27 protein-coding genes, 1 tRNA gene and 1 pseudogene are annotated in these 25120 nt (G+C 48.6%); 21 read left to right on the top strand and 8 right to left on the bottom strand.

Going from position 1 to position 25120, the window contains the following annotated elements:
• Positions 1–446 precede the first annotated feature (446 nt).
• From GLV81_RS18195 to GLV81_RS18185, 3 genes are all read right to left on the bottom strand, one after another.
• Positions 447–614, bottom strand: a complete 168-nt coding sequence (locus GLV81_RS18195) for a hypothetical protein (protein WP_157480308.1) — start codon at positions 612–614, stop codon at positions 447–449.
• A 142-nt stretch (positions 615–756) separates the two neighbouring features.
• On the bottom strand, positions 757–1362 hold the full coding sequence (locus GLV81_RS18190; RefSeq protein ID WP_157480804.1) for a NifU family protein: 606 nt from the start codon (positions 1360–1362) through the stop codon (positions 757–759).
• A gap of 308 nt (positions 1363–1670) precedes the next feature.
• On the bottom strand, positions 1671–2462 hold the full coding sequence (locus GLV81_RS18185) for a phosphatase PAP2 family protein (RefSeq protein ID WP_197428749.1): 792 nt from the start codon (positions 2460–2462) through the stop codon (positions 1671–1673).
• Between the two features lie 136 nt (positions 2463–2598).
• On the opposite strand from GLV81_RS18185, the gene GLV81_RS18180 reads away from it, so the two are divergent.
• From GLV81_RS18180 to GLV81_RS18145, 7 genes and pseudogenes are all read left to right on the top strand, one after another.
• Complete coding sequence (locus GLV81_RS18180) at positions 2599–3213, top strand: L-threonylcarbamoyladenylate synthase (RefSeq protein ID WP_157480306.1); 615 nt, start codon at positions 2599–2601, stop codon at positions 3211–3213.
• Between the two features lie 179 nt (positions 3214–3392).
• Positions 3393–4031 carry a hypothetical protein gene (locus GLV81_RS18175; protein ID WP_157480305.1) on the top strand — a complete coding sequence of 213 codons (639 nt, stop codon included), beginning with the start codon at positions 3393–3395 and terminating at the stop codon, positions 4029–4031.
• Between the two features lie 141 nt (positions 4032–4172).
• The gene (locus GLV81_RS18170) at positions 4173–4523 is read left to right on the top strand and encodes an MmcQ/YjbR family DNA-binding protein (RefSeq protein WP_157480304.1); all 351 of its coding nucleotides are present in this window, start codon (positions 4173–4175) and stop codon (positions 4521–4523) included.
• Between the two features lie 133 nt (positions 4524–4656).
• Positions 4657–6180: a M20/M25/M40 family metallo-hydrolase gene (locus GLV81_RS18165; RefSeq protein WP_157480803.1), complete on the top strand. Its 1524-nt coding sequence runs from the start codon at positions 4657–4659 to the stop codon at positions 6178–6180.
• Positions 6181–6204: 24 nt separating this feature from the next.
• A pseudogene (locus tag GLV81_RS18155) lies at positions 6205–7625 on the top strand (aldehyde dehydrogenase family protein).
• Positions 7626–7668: 43 nt separating this feature from the next.
• A complete protein-coding gene (locus tag GLV81_RS18150) occupies positions 7669–8121 on the top strand; it encodes a DUF1569 domain-containing protein (RefSeq protein ID WP_157480301.1) in 453 nt (150 codons plus the stop codon).
• Position 8122: 1 nt separating this feature from the next.
• The gene (locus GLV81_RS18145; protein WP_157480299.1) at positions 8123–9121 is read left to right on the top strand and encodes an MBL fold metallo-hydrolase; all 999 of its coding nucleotides are present in this window, start codon (positions 8123–8125) and stop codon (positions 9119–9121) included.
• 78 nt (positions 9122–9199) lie between these two features.
• Here the strand turns inward: GLV81_RS18145 and GLV81_RS18140 are convergent, their stop codons facing one another.
• A complete protein-coding gene (locus GLV81_RS18140; RefSeq protein ID WP_157480297.1) occupies positions 9200–9631 on the bottom strand; it encodes a PNPOx family protein in 432 nt (143 codons plus the stop codon).
• Positions 9632–9721: 90 nt separating this feature from the next.
• Between GLV81_RS18140 and GLV81_RS18135 the strand changes: the two genes are divergently transcribed.
• Positions 9722–10147, top strand: coding sequence for a 6-pyruvoyl trahydropterin synthase family protein (locus tag GLV81_RS18135; protein WP_157480295.1), 426 nt, complete (start codon positions 9722–9724; stop codon positions 10145–10147).
• A gap of 6 nt (positions 10148–10153) precedes the next feature.
• Here the strand turns inward: GLV81_RS18135 and GLV81_RS18130 are convergent, their stop codons facing one another.
• The gene (locus GLV81_RS18130; RefSeq protein WP_197428747.1) at positions 10154–12130 is read right to left on the bottom strand and encodes a glycoside hydrolase family 2 protein; all 1977 of its coding nucleotides are present in this window, start codon (positions 12128–12130) and stop codon (positions 10154–10156) included.
• A 166-nt stretch (positions 12131–12296) separates the two neighbouring features.
• Positions 12297–12368, bottom strand: a tRNA-Arg gene (locus GLV81_RS18125).
• Positions 12369–12447: 79 nt separating this feature from the next.
• On the opposite strand from GLV81_RS18125, the gene GLV81_RS18120 reads away from it, so the two are divergent.
• Positions 12448–12897: a VOC family protein gene (locus tag GLV81_RS18120; RefSeq protein WP_157480293.1), complete on the top strand. Its 450-nt coding sequence runs from the start codon at positions 12448–12450 to the stop codon at positions 12895–12897.
• A gap of 49 nt (positions 12898–12946) precedes the next feature.
• Positions 12947–13606 (top strand): tetratricopeptide repeat protein, encoded by a 660-nt coding sequence (locus GLV81_RS18115; protein WP_157480291.1) that lies wholly within the window; start codon positions 12947–12949, stop codon positions 13604–13606.
• Between the two features lie 72 nt (positions 13607–13678).
• On the opposite strand, the gene GLV81_RS18110 is transcribed toward GLV81_RS18115, so the two are convergent.
• Positions 13679–14194, bottom strand: a complete 516-nt coding sequence (locus tag GLV81_RS18110) for an SRPBCC family protein (RefSeq protein WP_246186114.1) — start codon at positions 14192–14194, stop codon at positions 13679–13681.
• Between the two features lie 114 nt (positions 14195–14308).
• Between GLV81_RS18110 and GLV81_RS18105 the strand changes: the two genes are divergently transcribed.
• From GLV81_RS18105 to GLV81_RS21810, 11 genes are all read left to right on the top strand, one after another.
• Positions 14309–15736 carry an Ig-like domain-containing domain gene (locus tag GLV81_RS18105; protein ID WP_197428746.1) on the top strand — a complete coding sequence of 476 codons (1428 nt, stop codon included), beginning with the start codon at positions 14309–14311 and terminating at the stop codon, positions 15734–15736.
• A 250-nt stretch (positions 15737–15986) separates the two neighbouring features.
• Positions 15987–16604 carry a recombination mediator RecR gene (gene recR / locus GLV81_RS18100; RefSeq protein ID WP_157480287.1) on the top strand — a complete coding sequence of 206 codons (618 nt, stop codon included), beginning with the start codon at positions 15987–15989 and terminating at the stop codon, positions 16602–16604.
• Positions 16605–16817: 213 nt separating this feature from the next.
• Positions 16818–17231 carry an OB-fold protein gene (locus GLV81_RS18095; protein ID WP_197428745.1) on the top strand — a complete coding sequence of 138 codons (414 nt, stop codon included), beginning with the start codon at positions 16818–16820 and terminating at the stop codon, positions 17229–17231.
• Between the two features lie 32 nt (positions 17232–17263).
• Complete coding sequence (locus GLV81_RS18090; protein ID WP_157480284.1) at positions 17264–17968, top strand: hypothetical protein; 705 nt, start codon at positions 17264–17266, stop codon at positions 17966–17968.
• A gap of 14 nt (positions 17969–17982) precedes the next feature.
• Positions 17983–18360, top strand: a complete 378-nt coding sequence (locus GLV81_RS18085) for a hypothetical protein (protein WP_157480283.1) — start codon at positions 17983–17985, stop codon at positions 18358–18360.
• Between the two features lie 39 nt (positions 18361–18399).
• Positions 18400–18954 carry a YceI family protein gene (locus GLV81_RS18080; RefSeq protein WP_157480282.1) on the top strand — a complete coding sequence of 185 codons (555 nt, stop codon included), beginning with the start codon at positions 18400–18402 and terminating at the stop codon, positions 18952–18954.
• An 84-nt stretch (positions 18955–19038) separates the two neighbouring features.
• The gene (locus GLV81_RS18075; RefSeq protein ID WP_157480281.1) at positions 19039–19950 is read left to right on the top strand and encodes a DUF5777 family beta-barrel protein; all 912 of its coding nucleotides are present in this window, start codon (positions 19039–19041) and stop codon (positions 19948–19950) included.
• Between the two features lie 327 nt (positions 19951–20277).
• The gene (locus GLV81_RS18070; protein WP_157480280.1) at positions 20278–21294 is read left to right on the top strand and encodes a homocysteine S-methyltransferase family protein; all 1017 of its coding nucleotides are present in this window, start codon (positions 20278–20280) and stop codon (positions 21292–21294) included.
• 50 nt (positions 21295–21344) lie between these two features.
• Complete coding sequence (locus tag GLV81_RS18065; protein WP_157480278.1) at positions 21345–21725, top strand: GxxExxY protein; 381 nt, start codon at positions 21345–21347, stop codon at positions 21723–21725.
• A 45-nt stretch (positions 21726–21770) separates the two neighbouring features.
• A complete protein-coding gene (locus tag GLV81_RS21815; protein ID WP_246186113.1) occupies positions 21771–23009 on the top strand; it encodes a dihydropteroate synthase in 1239 nt (412 codons plus the stop codon).
• Entirely contained in the window at positions 22981–24438 is a 1458-nt protein-coding gene (locus tag GLV81_RS21810; protein WP_246186112.1) for a vitamin B12 dependent-methionine synthase activation domain-containing protein, read from the top strand. Before GLV81_RS21815 ends, GLV81_RS21810 begins: the two co-directional genes overlap by 29 nt.
• Before the next feature lie 59 nt (positions 24439–24497).
• On the opposite strand, the gene GLV81_RS18055 is transcribed toward GLV81_RS21810, so the two are convergent.
• A complete protein-coding gene (locus GLV81_RS18055; RefSeq protein WP_197428744.1) occupies positions 24498–25109 on the bottom strand; it encodes an outer membrane beta-barrel protein in 612 nt (203 codons plus the stop codon).
• Between the last annotated feature and the right edge of the window lie 11 nt (positions 25110–25120).

Raw genomic sequence — 25120 nt, 5'->3', positions numbered from 1 at the left:
CAAGAATAAATTACCTTAAGGAAGCTGACTTTCAAAGTGCTAAAATTTACTTGGACTCCAAATTAATAAAATCACTTCTTACATATTTTAAATAATCTGTTCCCAATATCGGATTTACTGTATGCTTACTTTAGGAATCTATTTTTGGACACTTCCTATTAACCTAAACAGCTCGGCGTTTTACTGGAGATATGACAACGGGAAGTAATTGAAGTTTGCCTAAAGCAATAAACCCTGTGTTCTCCTTAGCTCTGTGCGAAAAACACACTTCAACGCGAAGTCGCAAAGACGCGGAGGTTGTTTGCGGATTTTTTACCCCAGAGAAACGGAGATGCGGAGGAACCAGTAATTGAAGCCAGTACTGTGGTTACATGCATGACAGTTACAAGGAGAACGCTGTATTTCATTAGCACATTATCCAATTTACAAATTGGCACATTGGCTGTTTATCTTCCTTGCTTGCGGCGTTTGCGCATGATGATGATGACCACAATAAGTGTAATCAAGAGTAACACGATAAACGGCAACCAGGAGCCAACCTGATAACCGAATTGATACTCGGCACTGGTGGTATCAATCTGCAATAGCAGTGAGGAAAAAATAGATAGTAGCATGGCACAAAAGTAAAAGTCCTGCGGCAGTTAAACTTGCCACAGGACTTTTTATATAACGCAACGTGCTCTGCGAGAGACGTTGCTGGAAAATACGAACTGTATTGCATTAGCTAATTAGCACATCATCCAATTAGCTCATTGCTTATTCCGCATCGGCCACTACTTCCTGTACTTCAGGAATCATGCGCTTCATCATGCCTTCGATGCCGGCTTTGAGGGTAATCATGCTGCTGGGGCAACCGCTACAGCTGCCTTGCAGGGCCAGGTTTACCACGCCGTCGGTATAGCTTTTAAACTGGATGGCGCCACCGTCCATTTCTACAGCGGGCTTCACGTAGTTTTCCAGCAGTTCCTTGATGCGCTTTACCACGTCATCATCATCGGCAGCCACGGTGTTGCTGGCTACTTTTTGGGCTTTGCTGGCGGCCAGTTCTTCTTCGTTTACCACCACGCCACCGTTTTCGAGGTATTCTTTCAAAAACTGCTTCACGGTAGGGATGACGTCCATCCACTCTTCCGTTTCGTTGGTTTTGGTGAGGGTAACAAAGTTGCTGGCGATGAATACGCTTTTGATGAAGGGAAAGGTAAACAGCTCTTTGGCCAAGGGCGAAGGAGCGGCGCTGGCTTCATCGGGGAAATCGATGCTTTTGCCCGGGTAAAGGAGTTTGTTGGCCACAAACTTCATGGTTTCGGGGTTGGGCGTCATTTCGGTATAAATGCTGATTACGGGATTGCCTGTCTGTATCATAATGAGGTCAAATTTCGAAGGTTTGGCGCAAATGGCCGAAAAATATACGGCGGTAAAGGTAAAACCCTGACCGGCTTGGGCGTGGTAAAGCTTGGTTAAGCTCCCCATTGCGGGGGCTTTTTTCCTGTTTTCGAAAAGAGGATGAAAGAAGATGCACGGCTGTGGTACTTACTTATCAGCATGATGCTGGCAACCAGGAAGTCCTCCTCGGGAGACGATGACCATTCACATCGTCCCCGACTCCTGTCGGGGATGCCGTGCTGCAGCGACAACTGTCGCTAAAAAAACTGGCTGTGCATGAATGCTGCTCAATACGCCAGCTTCAACTGCTTCCTCGTGGTTCTTCTTTTTTCCTGCTGCTTGTACACCCAGCTACTGATGGCCGTGCCCATAATGGCGCCCATTACTACATCGCTGCTCCAGTGTTTTTGCTGCTGCATGCGGCTGATGCCCACAGCAGTAGCGGCACCAAAACTCAGTACGCCCACCCACCATTTCTTTTTGCTGTGCAAAAAAATCATGTTGGCCGTACTAAAAGCCATGGCGGTATGGCCGCTGTAAAAGCTTTCGTTGCCCCAGCCGTTGATGGGCCCGTACCAGCGAAAAGCACCATTGCCGGTTTCGGGGCGGGCACGGTGAAAAAGATTTTTGACCAGCAGCGTAACACCGCCGGTCATGGCTTGTGCCTGCAGGTTATCGAGGCCAAATTGCAGCAGGCCGGGCTGTTTGGCCACGGAGCCCAGCAAAATAGCGCTGCCGCTAATGCCCAGCTGCACGGGCAATCCACCGGCTGCATCGCCGGCTTTGCCAAACTGTACGGCACCGGGGCTGTTCCAGGTTTGCAGGGGAATATTAATGGGTTCGTCCAGCGCAATCATAGAGCCGACAAACACCAGCGAGCCGCTGGCAGTAATCCATTGTTCGGCGTTGAAATGCAGCGGCCGTTTCAACAGGCCAATGCCATTGTACCAATAAGATTGCAGGTAGTTGGCCGTGTCGCTTTTGCTCACTTGTGCATGGGCAGTTTGTTGCCAGCCCAGCAGGGCCATGGGCCACAGCAGCCATTTGCGTAAGGGAGCTATCAGGTTGGTTGTAATCACGACCCAACTAATATACAGGCAGACCTGTATACCGACCAAAATTTGCCCCTGCATAGGTACAAGCGGTTGTACAACGGGTTGCTTTTTTGCTGTATCAGCAAGGCATCAACCGGGCATTTGCGCTACCTTTCCGGCTATGGCTATTCATGTACGCATTCATCCCGATAATCCGCAGCCCCGGTTGATAGCACAGGTGGTGGAGTGCCTGCTGCGGGATGGCGTTATTATTTATCCCACCGACACGGTGTATGCCATTGGCTGCAGCATGCACAGCCGGGAGGCACTCACCCGCATTGCCCGCATTAAAAACAGCGATCCGGCCAAGGCGCTGCTCAGTTTTGTGTGCCACGATTTGAGCGACCTGAGCAAATATGCCCGCCAGTTGGATACGCCCACATTCCGCCTGCTGAAACAGCACCTGCCCGGTCCGTTCACCTTCATTTTGCCGGCCAGTAAGGAAGTGCCCAAAATGATGCAGAGCAAAAAATCGACCATTGGTTTGCGGGTGCCCGAAAACAACATTGCTCTCGCCATTGCGTCAGCATTGGGGCATCCTATTTTATCGGCTTCGGTGCCAGCTGAGCTACCCGAAGACCTGGCCGACCCGGACCTCATTATGGAAAACTTTGAACGACTGGTAGACATGGTAGTAGATGGCGGCATGGGCGAAATAGAACCCTCAACCGTGGTAGATCTTACCGCCGATAGCCCCGTGGTGATTCGGAAAGGAAAGGGCGATTGGGAGGAGTGAGCAATGTGCTAATTTGAAAATGTGCTAATGAGCAGATGGGAAATGCAAAAAGAAATGAAGAAGTGCGAAGGGAGGAATCAATAGTTACAACGCAAATCTGAATGACTTAAGTAAAACAACAGTCATACATCAGGTTTGTACAGTGTAAATGAAACAAGAAAGAAAACATCTTCATACAGATGAAACTGCCGGAAGACATTCAAGAATTATTCTACAAAACGCTATCCGGCGATGTAACTCCTTTGGCATTTGAGCAGTGGTTGTACACCGACAACCGGTTGGAAACTTTGTTGCCTTCATCAGATTACCTCGACCTCATCAGCTATGGCTACAAAGGCGAGCAGGTGAAATATGGTCTGTACCAGCTTTTAGAAAAGCACATAGAAAAAGGGGATTATGAAAAATGGAAGTTGCTGAAGCTGCTATACAAAGCGCTGCAGCGTGACGAATCCTTACCACAAATACTGATGCATTTGTATGAACTGTATTGGAAAGGCTACGATTTTTTGAATGACTTGGCATTGCGATATGGATTGCAGTTGGAAGTACCGTACGGACTTGCAGACAGTTGGGATCAACTCTCGCAGCATGAGCAACATACTTTGCTCAATAGCTTAAACCCCAATTTACCGGCAGATATTCAACGAGTAATTGGCTGGTTGGAAAATGAACAAGTTGTATTAACTGGTAAACAAAATGAATACGGCCATTATTTATTCATTGATAACCGAACAACAGAAGAAAGAAAATCCCGCTATGAAAGTGTTGAGTTAGCTGTAGCCTCTTCAAAGCCTTGGTGGATTTTTTGGCAACGATGAAAGAATGATAAATTAGAAACAAAGAATAATGAATAAGAAAGTAGGAAGTAATGGATTTCAACTCATGAACCCGTGAACTTTGAAACACTCGAACCATTGAACTTGCAAACCTCCCAACCTCCCAACATTCCAACCTTAAAAATGCACCTCGAACAATTTCGCCAATACTGCCTTTCGCTGCCGGCTACGGAAGAAACCCTGCCCTTTGATGAAGACACGCTGGTGTTTAAAGTGGCGGGCAAAATGTTTGCCCTCGCCAACATGACGGTGTTTGAAAGCATCAACCTGAAGTGCGACCCCGAGCAGGCCATTGAACTGCGGGAACGATACGCCGCCGTACTGCCCGGCTACCACATGAACAAGCAACACTGGAACACCGTATTGATCGATGGCAGCATATCCAATCAGCTGCTGCTACAATGGACCAAAGACTCCTACGATTTGGTGGTACAGTCGCTACCCAAAAAACTGCGGGCTATGCACGGCCTTTGAGAAAGTCAGCAACTTTCTTCCACAGGTTTCATCAGGAAATTCATGTTTTTGATTTCCCTTGAACTAGTCAACTAGTGAACCCGTCAACTCTGAAACTTGTTCCCTAGCTTTCCGCAAATTTTTACCTATCGTGATGAAGCGAAGCCTGCCTCTTTTTGCCCTGCTGTTGTGCAGTTTTTTTGCACAGGCACAAGCCGATAAAGTACGCCAGCTGGTACAGCAGCGCCAGCAGCAACTGTTGCAGGAGTACCTGCAGTTTGTAGCCATTCCCAATGTCATGGGCGATAGCATCAACATTCATCGCAATGCGGCTTTCATCCAGCAAATGATGGAGCGGCGGGGCATTGCTACGCAAATTCTCACCTTGCCCATAAAAGGTGCCAGCCCGCTGGTAGTGGGCCAGGTAAAAGTGCCCGGTGCCACCACCACCATGGGTTTTTATGCGCATTACGATGGCCAGCCTGTGAACCCCGCCCAATGGGCCAAGGGCTTGTCGCCATTTACACCACAACTTACCACCGACCGCCTCGACCGTGGCGGCAGTTTTGTACCCGGCAATGCGGTGCCTGCGGTCATTCCAGAAAAAATGCGACTCTATGGTCGGGGCAGTGCCGACGATAAAGCGGGGGTGTTTGCCATCATTGCGGCCTATGAGTTGATGAAACAATCGGGTCAGCAACCCAAGGCCAATCTCACGTTCATTTTTGAAGGCGAAGAAGAAGTGGGCTCCATACACCTCGACGATTATTTTACCCAACACAAAGCCTTGCTGAAAGCCGACCTATGGATGATATGCGATGGTGCCCGCCATGTAACGGGTCGTAAGCAACTGGTGTTTGGGGTACGTGGCGATATAAACGCCGAACTGAAAGTGTACGCTTCAGCACGACCCTTGCACAGTGGCAACTATGGCAACTGGGCGCCCAATGCGGCCATGCGACTGGCGCAACTACTGGCCAGCATGAAAGATGACAAAGGCATGGTCACCATCCCCGGTTTTTATGACGATGTGCAGCCGCTCAGCAAAGCAGAAAAGGAAGCCATTGCACAAATACCCGATGTGGTGCCTACGCTACAAACAGAATTGATGATGATTCATCCGGATGGCGATGGCCGCAATTTTCAGGAGTTGCTGAATATTCCTACGCTCAACATCAACGGTTTTGCGGCTATGAATGTGGGCAGCATGGCCAGCAACATCATTCCTGCCGAAGCCACGGCAGCATTGGATTTGCGCCTGGTAAAAGGGAATACGGTGGAAGGACAGTTCAACAAAGTAAAACGCTACATCGAAAGCAAGGGCTACACCGTACTCGACCATGAGCCTACCGCAGAAGAGCGGAAAAAATATCCGCTGATTGCCAAACTAACGATGAACGATGGTGCGTACCCGGCACAGAAAACGCCGATGGATTTGCCCATTGCTCAACAGGTGATTGCAGCCATTCAATCTACCACAACAGATGCGGTGATTAAAATACCCACTGTGGGTGGTAGCCTGCCGCTCTACATGTTTGAAACCATTTTGCAATCGCTGCCGGTGAGCATTGGCATTGTGAACTACGACAACAACCAGCATGCCGAAAACGAAAACCTGCAAATCAGTTTTTTGCTGGAAGGCATTGTAACCATGGCAGCTGTCATGGGTGTGCATTAATTGATAAATAACGATTGCTGATTTATGACAACAGAAATACATTCCGGTGCAGTAGCCAGCCATACGGCTGAAGACCTGCAACAATTATACGCACAGCAGCAGGCTTTTTTTCAGTCGGGTGTAACCCGCAGTTATGGTTTTAGAAAAGCCCAGCTGGGCGTGTTGCGCAAAGCCATAGGCCGTTACGAGCAGCCTTTGCAGGAAGCACTGTACAAAGACCTGCGCAAAAATGAATTTGAAGCTTACGGTACCGAACTCGGGCCTGCCTATAAAGAGCTCACACATACGCAACAACACCTGCGTGGTTGGATGCAGCCACGGCACCGCAGTACGCCGCTCATGTTTTTTCCTTCTACCAGCAAAGTGGTACCAGAGCCACGGGGTGTCAGCCTCATTATGGCGCCCTGGAACTATCCTTTTTATTGCTGATACAACCCTTGATGGCCAGCATCGCCGCAGGCAATACCAGCATCCTCAAACCTTCAGAAGAAGCACCGCATGTAGCTGCTGTGCTGAAGCAAATGATTGAGGAAACCTTTGAGCCGGATTACATCGCCATTGTTACCGGACCCGGCCAACAGGTAAGTGAGGAACTGATTGCCAAACAACATCTCGACCTCGTATTTTTTACCGGCAGTACTGCCGTAGGCAGAAAAATTATGCAGGCCGCTGCTACACAGATTACACCAGTAGTACTGGAGCTGGGTGGTAAAAGTCCATGTATAGTGGCGGCAGATGCCAGCATTGATTACACGGCGAAAAAAATCATCTTCAGCCGCTTTCTCAATTGCGGGCAAACCTGTGTGGCTGCCGATTATGTGTTGGTTCATCATAGCGTAAAAGACAAGCTGATAGCGGCATTGAAAAAACATTTGCTGCAGATGTATGGCGATGATCCGCAGCAAAGCCCCGACTTTGGACGCATCATCAATCTGCGTCAGTTCAACCGGCTGACGGGCTATTTATCGCAGGGCAATATTGTGCATGGCGGCCAGCACGATGCGGCAGATTTGTTTATTGCACCCACCATCATCGATGAAGTGGCAATGGAATCGCCCATTATGCAGGAAGAAATTTTCGGCCCCATTTTACCCATCATTGGTTTTGATACACATGAAGAAGCCAAGGCCATCATTGCGAAAAACCCGTATCCGTTAGCGTTGTATGTGTATACCAACAGCAGCAGTACCGAACGCTATTTTATGGAAGGCATTCAGTTTGGCGGCGGCTGTGTGAACAATGGTGTTATTCACCTGGGCAATACCGACCTGCCCTTTACCGGTGTGGGTTTCAGCGGCATGGGCGGCTATCATGGCAAATATGGTTTCGATCGGTTTTCACATTTGAAAAGCATCATGCGCAGCCATCGCTTGGGCGATACACCACTCTGGTATGCGCCATACAAAAAATGGTATGTGCAGGTGCTGCGGAAACTGATGCGGTAAACGAATCTTCATTCATCTTCCTGCACAACAATACCTTTACCACATGGCCAATAGCATTTTGCAACCTGCAGCATTGCAGCAAATAGAACAGCGACTTGTAGCCCTGCAGGAAAACTCCGCAAGGCAGTGGGGCACCATGACCATTGCCGAAATGTGCTGGCACTGCCGGCAGCAGCTGGAGTTTGTGCTGCAACCAACTGATACCAAAGTGCTGAATACCATGTTTCGGTATCAGCCTTTTACATGGTTGGCTATTTATGCTGTTCCTTGGCCCAAAGAATCGCCCACGGCACCCAGCCTCGATGTCAAAAAAGCGAAGCCCGAAGTGGGAACACTACCAGAAGAAAAAGCAAAACTGACAGATGCGCTGCAAGCTGTGTTGCAAAAAGAAAATATCGAAGCTACGCATCCGCTGTTTGGCAAACTGGGCCGCAAAGACTGGGGCCGCCTCATTTGGAAACACCTCGATCATCATTTAAGACAATTCAGCTGCTGATATGGCAAGACCAACACACAATCCAGCGTTACCTTTTATCATCGACAACTGGAGCGGCAATCCGCTGAACGATAAACATCAGTACATCAATCTCGACGGGCCTTCGCAGCGCAACTATTGGGACGTACTGAAATGGCAGGCAGAAAAAAAACCATTGAAGCCGCTGAAAAAAAAGCAGCAGCATGGCATTGAAGTCATTCATCAGCCTAAGCTGACGAGCAATACCGACAACGGCATCACCTGGTTGGGGCATGCGTCTTTTCTCATCAGTATCAATGGCAAGCAAATCATTACCGATCCCATATTGGGTAAGCTGCCCGTGGTAGTGCATCAGATAAAACGCTACACGCCGCTGCCTATGGATGCGGCCGATTTAAAACACATCGACTACATATTGCTGACGCACAATCACCGCGACCACTGCGACCAGCGCAGCCTGCAAATACTCAGCAGCCTCAACCCCAAAGCCATTATTTTAACCGGCCTTGGATTGGCGCCTCTGTTGCGGTCGTGGAAGATCAGCAACCCGATTATTGAAGCCGGTTGGTTTCAACGCTACAATATCGAGGAAGACTTTTCTGTCACGTACTTGCCAGCAAAACATTGGAACCGCCGCGGCCTTACCGACCTCAACGAAATGCTGTGGGGCAGCATGATGCTCGAAAGCAGTGCCGGCAATATTTACTTTGGTGCCGATAGTGGTTTGGGCATTCACTTTGAGCAAATTGCGCAACTCTTTCCACGCATCGATTATGCCATCATTGGCATTGGTGCGTATAAGCCCGAGTGGTTCATGCATCCATCGCATACCAGCCCGGCCGATGCGCTGCAGGTATTGCAAACACTGGGTGCCCGCCAACTCATTCCCATGCACTACGGCACTTTTGATTTGAGTGACGAACCCATTTTTTACCCCAAGCAAGAAATGCTACGCTTGCAGGAAACACACAGCATTGACAATGTACTCCACCTAAGTATTGGCGGTAAGCATTTTGTATAACGGATGGGTGTTGTAGCAGATGAAAAGAATCAATTACCCTGTTGTTGTACTTTTCTATTTGCTGATTTTTGATTAACTCTATTCCCCTCTTTTCCAATGCACTTTGCTGCCAAAGCCCAGGCTGTTGTCGGTCATTTTGAGGGTATCGAGGCGAATGGTGCGTACCGTGCCGGGCATGGCCAGCGCAAACGGGTATTTGAGGTGGTACTGCTTGCCGGCATGTGCCGCCAGCGGGTCGTCTTCGGCCAATAATACCCCCGACCATTGAATGCCTTTTACCACCAGCTTTTGCAGTTTGTTGGGCAAAATGCTGCCCGCTGTTTGCGGCATGGCCTGCAGCCATTGCATGTGTTGGGTATCGGCGGAGGTTTTGAAGTAGAGCAGCGTTTGGCCGGCATCGAAAGCGTAGTAGCAACTAAAGCAATGCAGTTGCTGATCGGCATTGGTGCAACAAACCGTGGCCACCGTTTGGGCTGCTACAAAGGCAGCAATATGTTCATGCGCATTCATCCTTGGCCAAAACTAACCCATTTGAGATACTTTTGCGGCGTTGCAGCGCCGGTACAGCCCGGCCATTGTTTGATTTTTAAGTGTTGATGTATGTTACGTGTGACCAAAATTTTCCGGTTCGAAACTGCCCATGCCATTTTTGGCTACTGCGGAAGTTGTAAAAATATTCATGGCCATTCTTATGTGCTGCACGTAACCGTGCAGCAGGCCAACCCCAACGAAGGTTTTCTGGATGGTACCGGCTTTGTAATGGACTTCAAAGATTTGAAGCGCATTGTAAAAGCGCAGGTGGTAGATAAAATGGACCACTGTATTATTTTAAGCGAAGCTTACCTGGCGCAAAACCCGCACTTGGGCAGCCTCGAAAACCTCGACATCTGGCCCATTGAACCCACCGCCGAAAACATTTTGCTGAAAGTAAAATCGGCCATTGAAGGCGCCATGCCACCCGAGGTAAAACTCTGCCGCCTCAAGCTGTACGAAACGGCCGACTCTTACGCTGAGTGGGAAGCGTAGTGGTGGTTACTTTTCTTTTACCACATCGTACAGAGACCAAATGCGCAACACTTTTCGCTGGCTCACCGGTAATCCTTTGATGCTGATGGCTTTGGTGTCGCTGGGTTGCAAATCGAAGTAGTTGTCGCTGAGCTGCAGGTTGACGCCCGGCACATGCAGGTACACATATTTAGCGGGCACACTACTTTTCAGCAGCAGTGTTTCTGCATTTTTCCATTGCAGTGTGTAGCTCGGTTTGGATAGCTGCAAGGCCTTGGGCCGCACTGCATCCCGTTGGGGCAACACATCATCGCGGTAAGCTTCTTTTACGGCATACCACGCCGCTTTTGGCTGGCGGCTGAAATCGGTAATGGCCCAGGAGGCTACGGGCCAGCAATCGTTGAGCTGCCACAGCAAAGTGCCCATGTTCACCGGGTATTTGCTGCGGTGTATGGCTATGCTGTTTTTAAAAGCATAGTACTGCAGACACTGGGTGAGGTACGTATACTGCTCCAGCGATAAATGTTTGATGCGGGCTGAGTCGATGAAATACTGGTGCAGGTAGCCATTCATGTTTTGAAAACCAGTAGGATGTTTCTGGTGTGTTTTCAACGCTTCGGAATAGAGATAACGGTCTTGCGGTAGTGTAACCGATGCGGTGGTATTCATATTGGGCATGGCCATCATGCCGTATTCACTTACAAAGCGGCCGGTCTTTTTTTCAAACATTTCTATTTCCTGCATGCCCCACCAAATGCCCCAGTAGTGGCTGTCGCCTTCCGTAATGCTGGCGGCCCTGCCCCAGCCATGCATGGGTGATGTGCTTACATACGGCCGGGTGCCATCGTACTGCTGCAGCCAAGCCGGTATGCTGTCTTTAAACAGGCGTTTGTAAGCATGCCATACTTTGGCGGAGTCTTGGCCGTGCAGGTTGAATTGTGTTTGCCAGCCCCAGTTGTGCCAGGCTTCTTCTACTTCATTGTTGCCGCACCACACAATGATGCTTTTGTGGTGGCGCAGTCTTTTTACTTGCTGTATCACTTCTTCTTTTACGTTCAGGAAAAACGCCTCATCCAGCGGCACCATGCCACCGGCAAACATGAAGTCTTGCCACACGTAAATGTCCAGCGAATCGCAGAGGTCGTAAAAGTCTTCGGTTTCGTACACGCCGCCACCCCAAATGCGCAGCATGTTCATGTTTGCATTTTTGGCGGCCAGCAGTATTTGTCGGTAATCGTTTTTGGTAAGGCGTGGCAAAAACATATCCGACGGTATGTAGTTGGCACCTTTCATGTACACAGGCTTACCATCAATTTTGAAATAGAAAGATTTGCCAATACTGTCAGGCTCTTGTACCAGTTCAATCTTTCGGGGATTGTGAAAAGGCTTTTCTGCAGCGGGCTGGTTGTAGCTGTCGAGGTATACATTTTTCCAAATGCCGGCAGTAACAAAAGTGGGGCCCCAGTCCCAACCAAAATGGTACTGAGCCTTGCGGGCATATACCCGTGGATTTTCAGCAGGTATCACCAGTGGCGAATCGGCTTTGGCAAAAGCAGCCACTTGCTTTTTGGCTGAATGAAACACAATGCGCAGCTCGTTGTTGGCTTTCAGCAAATGCTTTACCGGAATGCGCCACTGCCGAAACATGTTGTTGGCTTGCAATAGCAATTGCCCGTTGAGATACACATCGGCGTAGGTATCGAGGCCGTCAAATACGAGGTCGGTATGTTGTTGATTGCGCTGTGCGGCACTGCTGGTAAATTGGGTTTTGTACACCCAGTTTTTATCGGCCACCCACTGCACGGTTTTTTCATTGCTGCGGTAGTAAGGGTCGGGTATCACTTGCTGTTTCATCAAATCGGTGTGGACAGTACCCGGCACCGAAGCGGGCCGCCACTGGCTACTGCCCTGCTCAGCAAACTGCCAGCCTTTGTTTAACAATTGAATGTGTTGCTGAGCGGCAGCTTTTCCCAAACCCATCAGCAATACGGCGAAACAAAACAAGCAACGAATCATACCAGTTGGTGCATGGCGAATGCAAACACATGCTGCCCGCAAGTTCCTGATGTTTGCGAAAGCGAAGGATAGAAGGGATTAAAAAATTAATTGCGTAACGAGGAGCAGCCGCAATAAAAAACCGCTGCTATGATACTGCAGCGGTTTTTTGTAGTAGCCCGGACAAGAATCGAACTTGTATCTAGAGTTTAGGAAACTCCTATTCTATCCATTGAACTACCGGGCCGGTTTTACCTCGCGGCGAAATTAATAGAAATGCAGAAACTGCTGCCAATGGGCTTACTTTCAACCCAAATCCATCTTATATGTTCCGTTTTTTATTGCTCTGCCTCTTGCTCTGCAGCCAGCAGCTGCTGGCGCAAAATGCTCCTGCCCTCAAGCCCACCCGCTTCAACCATATCGCTTTTACCGTGAAAGATTTGGGCAAAAGCGCCGCCTTTTACCAGCATTTGCTGGGGCTCGATACCATTCCCGAGCCTTTCCATGATGGCCGACATGTATGGCTCAAAGTATCGGAGCAGGGGGCGTTGCACCTCATTCAGGGCAGTAAAATTCCGGTGAGTATCAAGGAAAGCCACCTGTGCTTTTCAGTAGCATCGGTGGATGCGTTCATAGCCAAACTGCAAAAAGCAGGCATGGCTTTTGAAAACTGGGCGGGAGAGAAAAACCGCTATACCCTGCGCCCCGATGGCGTAAAGCAGGTATACCTGCAAGACCCCGATGGCTACTGGATTGAAGTAAACGATCAGCAATGAGCCACAAGTGGTGCAAGCTGTTATCTTTGCCACCCCAAAAGAAAAAAATATGAAGTTTTATAACTGGCTGTTGCGGTATCGGTTTTGGTTGGGATTGGTAGCCTTGGCGCTGGCCATTTTCGTCAATGTGTATTCCGGCTTCTGGCCTTCTTTCGTGTTGTACTTACTGGCGGTAATTGCTATTGCCAGCCATTTCTTTATTGGCCCCATGCGCCTCATTCAGGAGTACATTGAGGCCGGCGATATGGAAGGTGCTGAAAAGGTGCTGAGTATGATTTGGTTTCCCAACCTGCTGTACAAGCCCATCCGCAGCGCCTACTATACACTGAAAGGACAAATGGCCATGATGCGCCAAGACTTTAAAGGTGCTGAAGAGCACATGAAGCGCAGCGAACAACTGGGTATGCCTATGGCCGAAGCTGAAGGTGCCAACAAGTTGCAGCTGGGCATGCTGGCCATGCAGCGTGGCGATTTGAAGCAGGGAGAAAACTACATTCGTGCAGCCCTCCGTGCCGGCATTCCTGATGCCGATGGTGCTGCGATGGCCTACCTGCAGATGTGCCAGATATACATGAACAAAGGCGACATGCGCAGCCTGCGGGCCGCCAAAGACATGTTTAGAAAGGCCAAGGAGCAAAAGCCTACCAACAAAGACGTGGTAGAGCAAATCAAGAAACTCAACAGCTACATCAGCCGCATTCCAGGTTAATGTAATGAGGAATAGAAAAAGGGTTGACGTTTTGCAGCGTCAACCCTTTTTTATTGCGGTATATGCAGGTGATTAGTAAAACTGTACATCCACTTTTTGGCCCGGCCAGGCGCCAAACAGCTCGGCGGTTTTTTGAAAACGGAAGCTAAAAATTTGGCGTAGCTGTGCTTTTACAAACAGCAGATTGGCCAAATCGCCCAGCCACCACAGCGGTAGTTTGTAGTGTACAATGTCGGTCATTTTTACCCCGCCTTCCACTGCTTCAAAATGGTGCTGGTGGTGCCACAGGCTGTAGGGGCCAAAGCGTTGCTCATCTACAAAAAACTGCTTGTCTTGCACATGGGTTATTTCCGTCATCCAGTAGAGCGGTATGCCCAGCACCGGGCTCACGGTATATTCAATCACCTGGCCGGCATACATGCGGGGGCCATGGTGCTTGCTGCGGATAACAAAGCCCAGGTTGTTGGGCGTAATGTCTTTCAGGTTGTCAGGTTTGCTAAAAAAATCCCACGCCTGCTCGAGGCTGATGGGCATGTACTGCACGGTTTTCAGAGAGTATACTTTCGACATATAGTAAATACAAACCATGTTCGTGAATGTTGCAAACTGCCTACGTTAAATCGACAAAAAGGCCGGGCAACGATTTTTCACATTTTGCAAGCAGGCCTTGGCATTGCGTACACCTGTAAGTTTGCAACCTGCATGTACAAAGCATTTTCTTCTTACAAATGGCTGTTGCTGTTGCCGGCCCTGGCAGCATGGGCTACTTTGGTACCCGGCTGTGCCAATATCATTCCGCCTACTGGTGGGCCCAAAGACTCATTGCCGCCGGTGCTCATCAAAGCCACTCCGGTGAACATGGCCACGCAGTTTAAAGGGGCCAATATTGAATTGGAGTTTGATGAATACATACAGCTCGACAACCTGCAGCAGGAGCTGATTGTAAACCCACCCTTCGACCGCACCCCCGATATTACCGGCCGGCTGCGTCACGTGTACATCAAAGTGCGGGATACACTGCAACCCAACACTACCTACAGTTTTCAGTTTGGCAATGCCATAAAAGATGTAAACGAATCGAACCCGCTGCGCAATTTCAAATATGTTTTCAGCACGGGCAGCTATATCGATAGCCTGCAGCTCAGTGGCACTGTAATCAATGCCGAAACCGGCTTGCCCGACAGCACTTTGTCCATTTTGCTGCACAGCGACCCCGACGATTCGGCGGTGGCCAAAATCAAACCTCGCTTTATCACCAAGCCCAATGGCAAGGGCGAGTTTCGGTTTGAACAAATGCCGCCCGGCCGCTTCTACATTTTTGCATTGAAAGATGAAGGCATGCGCCGCTACAGCAGCAACCGCACCATGTTTGCGTTTAACGATAGTATGATTGCCACGGGTACCAATCCGGCACCGGTAGAGTTGCGGGCTTTTGCTGCAGAAAAAGAACCGCCCAAAACCAGCACAGCAGGCAGCAACAATCAGGAAGGCAACAATGCGCCCAACCGCCAGAAAGTTGATAAAAATGTACTCATCAACACTTCGGCCAATGAAAACATGCCGCAAGATTTGCTTAGCTCTTTCGAGTTTAAGTTTACCAAAAAAATTGCCCGCATTGATAGCAGCAAACTCATGCTGGCCGATACCAATGCTGTAGCCAAAACGAACTACAAGCTTACGCTGGATACAGCACAAAACCGGGTAGTGCTGCAATACCCTTGGAAGGAAAATGAATTTTTCATGCTGCGCATTGCCAAAGGTTTTGCTACCGATACAGCGGGCAACATCAATACAAAGACCGATACCGTGCTCTTTAAAACCAAAAGCGAACGGGAATATGGTTCTCTTAAAATCAATCTCACGGGTATCAACCTGGCGCTGCACCCTGTGCTGCAATGGGTAGAAGCAGAGCAAGTGGTACAAACCACCGTGCTTACCAGCAATAAAGTAAACATACCGCTGTTTAAGCCTGGTGAATATGTGCTCCGCATTTTGTACGATGCCAACCAAAACGGCAAATGGGATACCGGCGACTACTGGAAAAAAATACAACCCGAAGTGGTGCTGGCCATTGAGCAAAAATTCAGCATCAAGGCCGGCTGGGAAAATGAGTTTGATATTGAGCTGTAGGCGTAAGGCTGAAAGCACAAGGCCAAAGGCCGAGGTTAAGGTAAAGGAGTTAGCAGTTTGCAGGTGTTGAACGGATGTCCTGAAAATTGCCTACTGCCAACCGCAAACTCCAATAAGCTCTTTGTGCTCCTAGTGTGTCCTTCGTGTCTTCGTGGTTCAAAAAAATCCTCCATGTTACTCTGAGCCGACCTCCTTTCCCTCAGTGGTTAAAAAACTTGCTACCAATTCAACTTATCTTGCGGCCCAATTCATGAATTTCTCATCTACCTTATTGGAAAATGCAGTGGCCGAGTTTTCGCGGCTGCCGGGTATTGGCAAAAAAACAGCCCTGCGGTTGGTATTGCATTTGCTCAAAACCGAGCCTGCACAGGTAGACATGTTTGCCGAAACAATCAGCAAAATGCGGCGGGAAATTCAGTTTTGCCAGCAGTGCCACAATGTAAGCGACCATGCCCTGTGCAACATTTGCGCTACACCTGCCCGCCGGCAAGATTTGATTTGTGTGGTAGAAAGCATCCGCGATGTAATGGCCATAGAAGCCACGCAGCAATACAACGGCACTTACCATGTGTTGGGCGGCGTTATTTCGCCACTCGATGGCATTGGCCCCGATCAGCTGAACATTGAAACCCTGATACAAAGAGCCAGCAACAACAACGTCAGCGAAATCATTTTTGCCCTCAACCCCAACATACAGGGCGACACCAGCATTTATTTCATCCAGAAAAAACTGGCCCACTTGCCAGTGAAAGTCACTGCTATTTCAAGAGGCATTGCCTTTGGCGGCGAACTGGAATATGCCGATGAAATGACCCTGGCCCGCAGCCTGCAAAACCGCCTGCCGGTCGAAAACTTTGTACGCCAGTAAGTACCGGTTCGGTGCCGGTTTTTCCCGGTTGGGTTAAATCCATCCATTTTTTCAAGTTCTATAATTCCCGTTTCGGTAGTCCGCTTTCCCGCTTCGGAGGGCTGATGTAGGTGGCGGCAAGTATTTCTTGCAGTTTAGCAGCAACTATATGTACCAAACTATGCGTACCTATGGTTGGTAAAACGAATGGATCATTCGGAAAACCATTTTACTATGATGAAGAAAAAATATATCAGGACCATATTAATACTGGGCGCAGTACTGTTTACTATTGGCATGGTTTATGCGTATTTGGTATGGAACAAGCCGCAGCGTGATGTAAAAGAGGAGACTGCCATAGCCGTGCAGGCCCAGGCTTTGTTCGATGCATACACCAACAACGAAACCCAGGCCAACGCCAACTATCTGGACAAAGCCGTGGCCGTAACCGGCGAAGTAACGCAGGTACAAACCAATCAGGAACAGCAACAGGTACTCACACTCAAAACCAGCGACCCCATGTTTGGGGTACAGTGTACCATGAAAGAGCCGTCATCCGCCGCAGTAGGTAGCACCGTAACTGTAAGGGGCATTTGTACAGGCTTTTTGATGGATGTGGTGGTCATCGACTGCTACATGGACAAGTAGTCTTTTTTGATCCGACAATAACCCATTTGAGTATGAAAAACTGGCGCACCCTGCTGGCCTGCCTGCTATTGGTATCGGCCCTGTATAGTTGTAAACACGACCCCTATCTGGCAACCATCGGCACTGGTGGGCCTGGCGATACTACTACTGTTGGCTCCGGAGCCAATGGAGCGGTTTGTTTCGAAACCGATATTTTACCCTTGCTGAGTTCGGGCTGTGCCCGTTCGGGTTGTCATGATGCGACCACACATGAAGAAGGCTACATTCTCGACAGCTACAACAACATCATAAAGAAAGGCGTGAAAGCGGGCAATGCATCGGGCAGTAAAATTTTTGAAGTATTGCTGAAGAGCGGCAGCGACCGCATGCCGCCACCGCCCAACGCAGGATTTACCACCGCCCAAATTAGTTTGGTGGCCAAATGGATAAATGAAGGTGCTAAAAACACCACGGGATGTAACACCACCAAATGCGACACGGCTACTGTTACTTACAGCAAATCTGTTGCACCCATCATCAACACGGCTTGCCTTGGTTGCCATAGCAATGCGCTGGCCAGTGGTGGATACAACTTCTCCACCCATGCAGGTGTGAAAGCCGCTGTTACCAACGGCCGGCTTATGGGTTCCATCAATTACCTCACAGGTTTTTCGGGTATGCCACAAGGCTACAAGCTCAACAGTTGCCAGCTGGCCACGATAAAAAAATGGGTGGATGCCGGCGCCCTCAACAATTAAACGATTGCGTATTTATGAAGTATAAATTTTTATTGGTGCTGATGATGGGTTTGGCTGTGTTATCCTTTTCATCATGCTACTACGATAAGGCTGATATTGTATATCCTCCTTCTACTGCCTGCGATACTACCGGTGCCACTTTCAGTGCCAAAGTATTGCCCCTGCTCAATAGCAAATGCAACCTCTGCCATGGCGGTACGGCGGCGGCTGGTGCAGGCATCAAACTCGATACTTATGCGGCGGTGAAAATACAAGCCGGCAATGGCAAGCTGGTAGGCTCCATTGCACATACTGCTGGCTTTAAACCTATGCCCCAGGGCACTCCGCAGCTTCCTGCCTGCGAAATAGCCGTGATAAAAGCCTGGGTAAATGCCGGAGCTCTCAACAACTAATCACCATTCTTTCATTCCAACTCCAAAAAATAAGAACACATGAAAAAAGTATTGCTCACTGCTAGTATTGTACTGGCTGCACAAAGCTTATTTGCTCAAGTATGGTTTACCAAAACAGGTGCTGTCAGTTTTTTCTCTCACACCGCTATTGAAGACATCAAAGCAGAAAACAACGAAGTAGTTTCATTTATAGATGGAGCAAAAGGTGAGTTTCGTTTTCAGTTGCTCATCAAAGGATTTCGATTTCCTAAAGCATCTATGCAAGATCACTTCAACGATGCCAACTACATGAACAGCGATCAGTTTCCGAAAGCAGAATTCAAAGGCAGCATCGTCAATACAAAAGCTGTTGATTTTAAAAAAGACGGTACTTATAAAGTAGAGGTAAGCGGTGCCATGACCATGCATGGAGTGACCAAAAACATTACTGTGCCCGGCACCATTACCATCAAAGGAGGTGTGCCTGCTGTAAACGCAGTGTTTATGGTAAAGCGTAGCGATTTTGGTATTGATGTACCTTCTTTTTCTTCGGCAAAAATTGCGCAGGAAATAGAAGTAACCGTGAAATGCCAGTATGCTCCGTACAAATCTTAAATAATCGAATAGCCGGTGCATCTGTACCGGCTATTTGCCCGTATCTCTTCTATACTTTTTTTCAAGCCTGAATTGAACCCGACAATGAAACATATATTGCTTGCTGCTGCTGTATTGCTTGCTGCACCTGTATTTGCACAAGATGTAGACCTGGATAAACTGCTGGAGCAGGAAACCAAAAAGGAAGAAAAGAAAGGACCGGAAGTAGTGTTGGCAACGTTTAAAACCACCCGCATTTCAAACGGTCATAGTGTAGAAAACTTGCCCGCTGGTGTACTCGATTTCAAAATTCAACATCGCTTTGGTAAGCTCAATAGTGGCATTAAGGAAATGTTTGGTCTCGATCAGGCTTTTATTCGTTTGGGTCTCGATTATGGCATTACCAATAAGCTGATGGTAGGCATTGGCCGTACCAGCTATCAAAAGCAACTCGATGGATTTGTGAAGTACAAATTTTTAGAGCAAAAATCTTCGGGCATGCCCGTATCTGTGGCCGTGGTAGCTGCCGGCATGATTCGTACGGATGACTATGCAGCCTCGCTGCCGTACAAACCCAACTTTACCGACCGTATGGCTTACACCATGCAACTGTTAGTTGCCCGCAAGTTTACCGAAGGTTTGTCGCTGCAGTTGATGCCTACATTTACGCACTACAATATTGTGCCTACATCTACCGATCCCAACGATATTATTTCACTCGGTGCCGGTGGCCGCTTTAAGCTCACCAAGAGCACCAGCCTCAATGTAGAATACTACTACAACCTGAGCGACTACAAATTTGCCAATACCCGCAACTCACTGGCCATAGGTTTTGATATTGAAACAGGTGGTCACGTTTTCCAATTGATTTTTACCAACGGACAAGGGATTGCTGAAAAGCCCTTCCTCACAGAAACGACCGGCAACTTTTTTGGTGGCGATATTCATTTTGGTTTCAACATCAGCCGGGTGTTTCAAATTGGTGGTAAAAAGAAATCGAAGCCCCCAAAATGGTAACCTAACTTAAAAAACCGTTGTCGCAAGGCAGCGGTTTTCCGTTTTTAGCAAACCCGCCCATTCAGCATTTTGCAATACCTTTGCCATCCGGCAGGCGGATTTGTTTATTGTTCGGCCTGCTGGGTAAGTAGTTTGCTATGCTGAGCTTGTCGAAGCACCACAAACGAAACAGCATCTTCACCGAACTAATAAACGATGTGTACTTCCACTCCGGATTTTCCCTCGTTTATAGTTCAGCATTTTAATACTGTGGTCACAAGCAGTGGTACTACTATGTAGCACCGGTTGTGTCACTCACTGCACCGGCAGTGCAAACTTGAACATACTATGAGCAACATACGCGAAGAACTCAGCAAACGCATTTTAGTCATTGATGGCGCCATGGGCACCATGATACAGCGCCACAAACTCGAAGAAGCCGACTACCGCGGCGAACGTTTCAAAGATTGGCCCAGCGATCTCAAAGGCAACAACGACCTGTTGTGCCTTACACAGCCGCACATCATTGTGGGCATTCACAAGCAATACCTGCAGGCCGGTGCCGATATTATTGAAACCAACACCTTCAACTGCCAGGTGGTTTCACTCGCCGATTACGGCATGGAGGCACTGGCTCATGAGCTCAACGTTGCCGCTGCCAAGTGTGCCCGCCAGGCCATTGAAGAATACCGTGCCGAAACCGGCGACACCACGCCCAAATTTGTGGCTGGTGCCATTGGCCCCATGAACAAAACCTTGTCGCTCAGCCCCGATGTGAACAACCCCGGCTACCGGGCCCTCAGTTTCGACGAAGCCATGGAAGCCTATTACACACAGGTGCAGGCATTGGTAGAAGGCGGCGTAGATCTGCTCCTCATCGAAACCATTTTTGATACCCTCAATGCCAAAGCGGCTATTGTAGCGGTGAAAAAATATTTCCGCGACAGCGGTAAGCCCGAGCTGCCCATTAGCATCAGCGGTACCATTACCGATGCCAGCGGCCGTACCCTGAGTGGCCAAACGCTGGAAGCTTTTTACACCAGTGTGGCGCATGCCCGTCCGCTGAGTGTGGGGCTCAACTGTGCTCTGGGGGCGCAAGAAATGCGCAGCCACATCGAAGAGCTGAGCCAGATTGCCAGCTGCTATACCAGTGCCTACCCCAATGCCGGCCTGCCCAACGCCATGGGCGAATACGACGAACAACCACACGAAACGGCACACTTTATAGAAGAGTGGGCCAAAGAAGGGTATGTAAACATTGTAGGCGGTTGCTGCGGCACCACACCCGACCACATCCGCCACATAGCCCAGCACGTCAAAAGCCTGAAGCCGAGAGCGGTGCCGGTAGTGGAGAAGGCACTATAACCACCAAGGCACAAGGAAGGCACAAAGCACACAAAGAAAAATCACACATTATGCATGAAGATGCCATTGCACACGTTGTTTTTCAATCTGGCCTTAAAGTACACAAAGCATTAGGGCCGGGTTTGTTGGAAAGTGCTTATGAAGAATGCTTGCATTACGAGTTGATGCAGGAAGGATTAAAAGTAGAACGACAAAAGGGATTGCCGCTGGTATACGAATCTGTAAAAATGGACATTGGATATCGGCTCGATTTAATAGTAGAAGACAAACTAATAGTAGAAATAAAAGCAGTAGAAATGTTGACCGATGTGCATTTGGCACAAATCTTAACCTACCTGAAATTATCGGGTTGCAAGCTTGGCTTATTGGTCAATTTTAATACTGCGCTATTCAAAGATGGTGTAAGAAGGGTAATCAATGGATCCTTGTGACCCTAGTGCCTTCCTTGTGTCTTTGTGGTTCAAAAAATAAATCAAATGACTGTCATCAAACCATACCTCCGCTTAGCCGGCCTTGAACCCTTGGTGGTTCGGCCCGAAACGAACTTTGTAAACGTTGGTGAAAGAACCAATGTAACGGGTTCCAAAATGTTTGCCCGTCTCATACGGGAAAACAAATACGAAGAAGCCCTGAGCGTAGCCCGCCAGCAGGTAGAAAACGGTGCCCAAATCATCGACGTAAACATGGACGATGCCCTGCTCGATGGGGTACAGGCCATGGTAACCTTCCTCAACCTGCTGCAAAGCGAACCCGACATAGCCCGCATTCCCATCATGATCGATTCTTCTAAGTTTGAGATCATTGAAGCGGGTTTGAAATGCGTACAAGGCAAGTGCATCGTCAACTCTATTTCGATGAAGGAAGGCGAAGCCAAGTTCATAGAACAGGCCTACATCTGCCGCGACTACGGCGCTGCGGTGATTGTTATGGCATTCGACGAAGTAGGCCAGGCTGATACTGAAGATCGAAAAGTGGAGATTTGCCACCGGGCATATAAAATTCTCACTGAGCAAGTGGGTTTCGATCCGCAGGACATCATTTTCGACCCCAATATTTTTGCCGTAGCCACCGGCCTCGAAGAGCACAATAACTATGGGGTTGATTTCATCAAGGCTACCCGCCGCATCAAACAGCTGATGCCTTTGACCAAAGTAAGTGGTGGTGTGAGCAACCTGTCGTTTTCTTTCCGTGGCAACGATCACGTTCGTGAAGCGATGCACAGTGTGTTTTTGTACCATGCCATTAAAGCCGGCATGGACATGGGCATTGTAAACGCCGGCCAGCTGGTGGTGTACGATGAAATAGAGCCAACGCTCAGAGATTTATGCGAAGATGTCATCCTGAACCGCAACAACGACAACAACGAAGCCACCGAAAAACTCATTGCTTTTGCTGAAACAGTAAAAGCAAAGGGCAAGGAAGTAAAGAAAGATGAAACCTGGCGCCTGGCACCTGTGGCCGAAAGATTGAAGCATGCACTCGTAAACGGCATCACCGATTATGTGGATGCGGATACAGAAGAAGCCCGCCAACTGCTGCCCCGTCCGCTGGATGTAATTGAAGGCCCGCTGATGGATGGCATGAATGTGGTAGGCGACTTGTTTGGGGCTGGCAAAATGTTTTTGCCACAGGTAGTCAAAAGTGCCCGTGTGATGAAGAAAAGCGTGGCCTACCTCACGCCTTTTATTGAAGCAGAAAAAAGCCGACAATGCTGATACTTCTGCGGTGGCGACCATTTTGTTGGCCACTGTAAAAGGGGATGTGCACGACATTGGTAAAAACATAGTAGGTGTAGTACTGGCATGTAACGGTTATCGCATTGTTGATTTGGGTGTGATGGTGCCTACCGATAAAATTTTGGATGAAGCACAAAAAGTGGGTGCCGATATCATTGGTTTGTCGGGGTTGATTACGCCATCGCTGGATGAAATGGTACACGTAGCCCACGAAATGAAACGCCGGGGTATGAAGCAGCCGCTGCTTATTGGTGGCGCTACCACCAGCCGCATGCACACTGCTGTAAAAATTGCCCCGCAGTACGACCATGGTGTAATTCATGTGTTGGATGCCAGCCGCAGTGTAACCGTTGCGGGCAGCCTGCTCAACAACGATACCAAATCTGGATTTTTGAATACCCTGCGCAATGAATATGATAAACTCGCTGAGAGCTTTCATGCCAAAAAAGTGGTGAAGAATTATTTGCCACTGGCTGCAGCGCAGCAAAACAAAGTACCCATCAACTGGGAAGGCTACACGCCACCTACGCCAGCATTTACTGGCACTAAAACAATTACAGATATTACGGTTGAAACACTTCGTCCGTACATCGATTGGAAACCGTTTTTTATTGCCTGGGAAATGCATGGCAACTTCCCTGAAATACTGACGGATAAAGTAGTGGGTACAGAAGCCACCAAACTGTACAACGATGCCAATGCATTGCTGGATAAAGTAGCCGCAGAACAGTGGCTCACACCAAAAGGCGTGGTAGGTTTTTGGCCCGCCATCAACGAAGGCGATGATGTGTTGCTGCAGCACAACAATCAAACCACCAAGCTCAACTTCCTGCGCCAGCAGGCACAAAAAGCAGCAGGCCAGCCCAACTTTTCATTGGCAGATTATATTGCCCCGGAGCCCGGCGATCATATCGGTGCCTTTGCAGTTACCATTGCCGGTTTAGAAAAATGGATTGCCAAATTTGAAGCCGAACACGACGATTACAACAAGATTATGCTGCAGGCACTCGCAGACCGATTGGCAGAAGCCTTTGCAGAATACCTGCACGAAAAAGTGCGGAAAGAATACTGGGGCTATCAGCAACAAGAAAGCCTGAGCAATGAGCAATTGATTAAAGAAGAGTACGTGGGCATACGCCCGGCACCAGGCTATCCGGCCTGCCCCGATCATACAGAAAAATACAAGCTGTTTGCATTGCTCAATGCAGGTGAAGCCACAGGCATTACCCTCACAGAAAGCATGGCTATGTATCCGGCATCATCGGTGTGTGGTTGGTATTTCAGTCATCCGCAAAGCCAGTACTTTGGCATTGGCAAAATACAACGCGACCAACTGGAAGACTATGCCAAACGAAAAGGTGAACCGATTGAGTACGCAGAAAAATGGCTGCGTCCGGTGTTGGAATAATAAAAAGCCGCTTCATCATCGAAGCGGCTTTTTGTATGTCGTAAATCGAAGCACGTTTGTTATAATCGGATGCTGACGCCGGCATTGAGTAAGCCTTTGTAGCCATACCCCAGTTCTGCCCAAAAAGCTACTTTTTGGCCAGTGCGTACGCCCAATGGTGTAAACTGATAAGCGAAGTAAGACATGCTCTTGCTTTTCTCTACATTGTTTACAGTGCCTGTTGCTTCTCTGAAAGAGGAACCCAGTGCAGCAGCACCATACAGTTCAACATTGGGCACATTGAATGCATCGCGGTAATACATGAAACTGCCCTTGGCCATTACTGTAAACCACTGACTGCTTACCGTTGATTTTGATGTATTGGTATAGGCAAATTCACTTTGGGTTTGGCCATACAGTACATCTACACCAAAACCAAATCGGCTTTTGGTTTGGTAGTTGAGGCTGGCACTAAACACACCCGATCCTTTTTTCTTGAGGTCAATGGCGTTGTTATCAGCCAGCTCCGGCACCAGTTCGTTGGAAAAACTTTCCTGTATGTTTTGCATGGGTACTACGCCATAGCCAATCCGGATGTCGAGCCCTTTGGGAGCAGTAAATTTTTGTTGGGCAAAAGCCTCAACACTTAATAGGGCAGCTACGCCCATCAACAGCATGTTTATTCGCTTCATACAACAAATCA

The sequence above is a fragment of the Phnomibacter ginsenosidimutans genome (assembly GCF_009740285.1).
Taxonomy (GTDB): Bacteria; Bacteroidota; Bacteroidia; order Chitinophagales; family Chitinophagaceae; genus Phnomibacter; species Phnomibacter ginsenosidimutans.
Note: the sequence above shows the minus strand (reverse complement) of the source record. Positions and strands in the feature narration are given on the sequence as shown.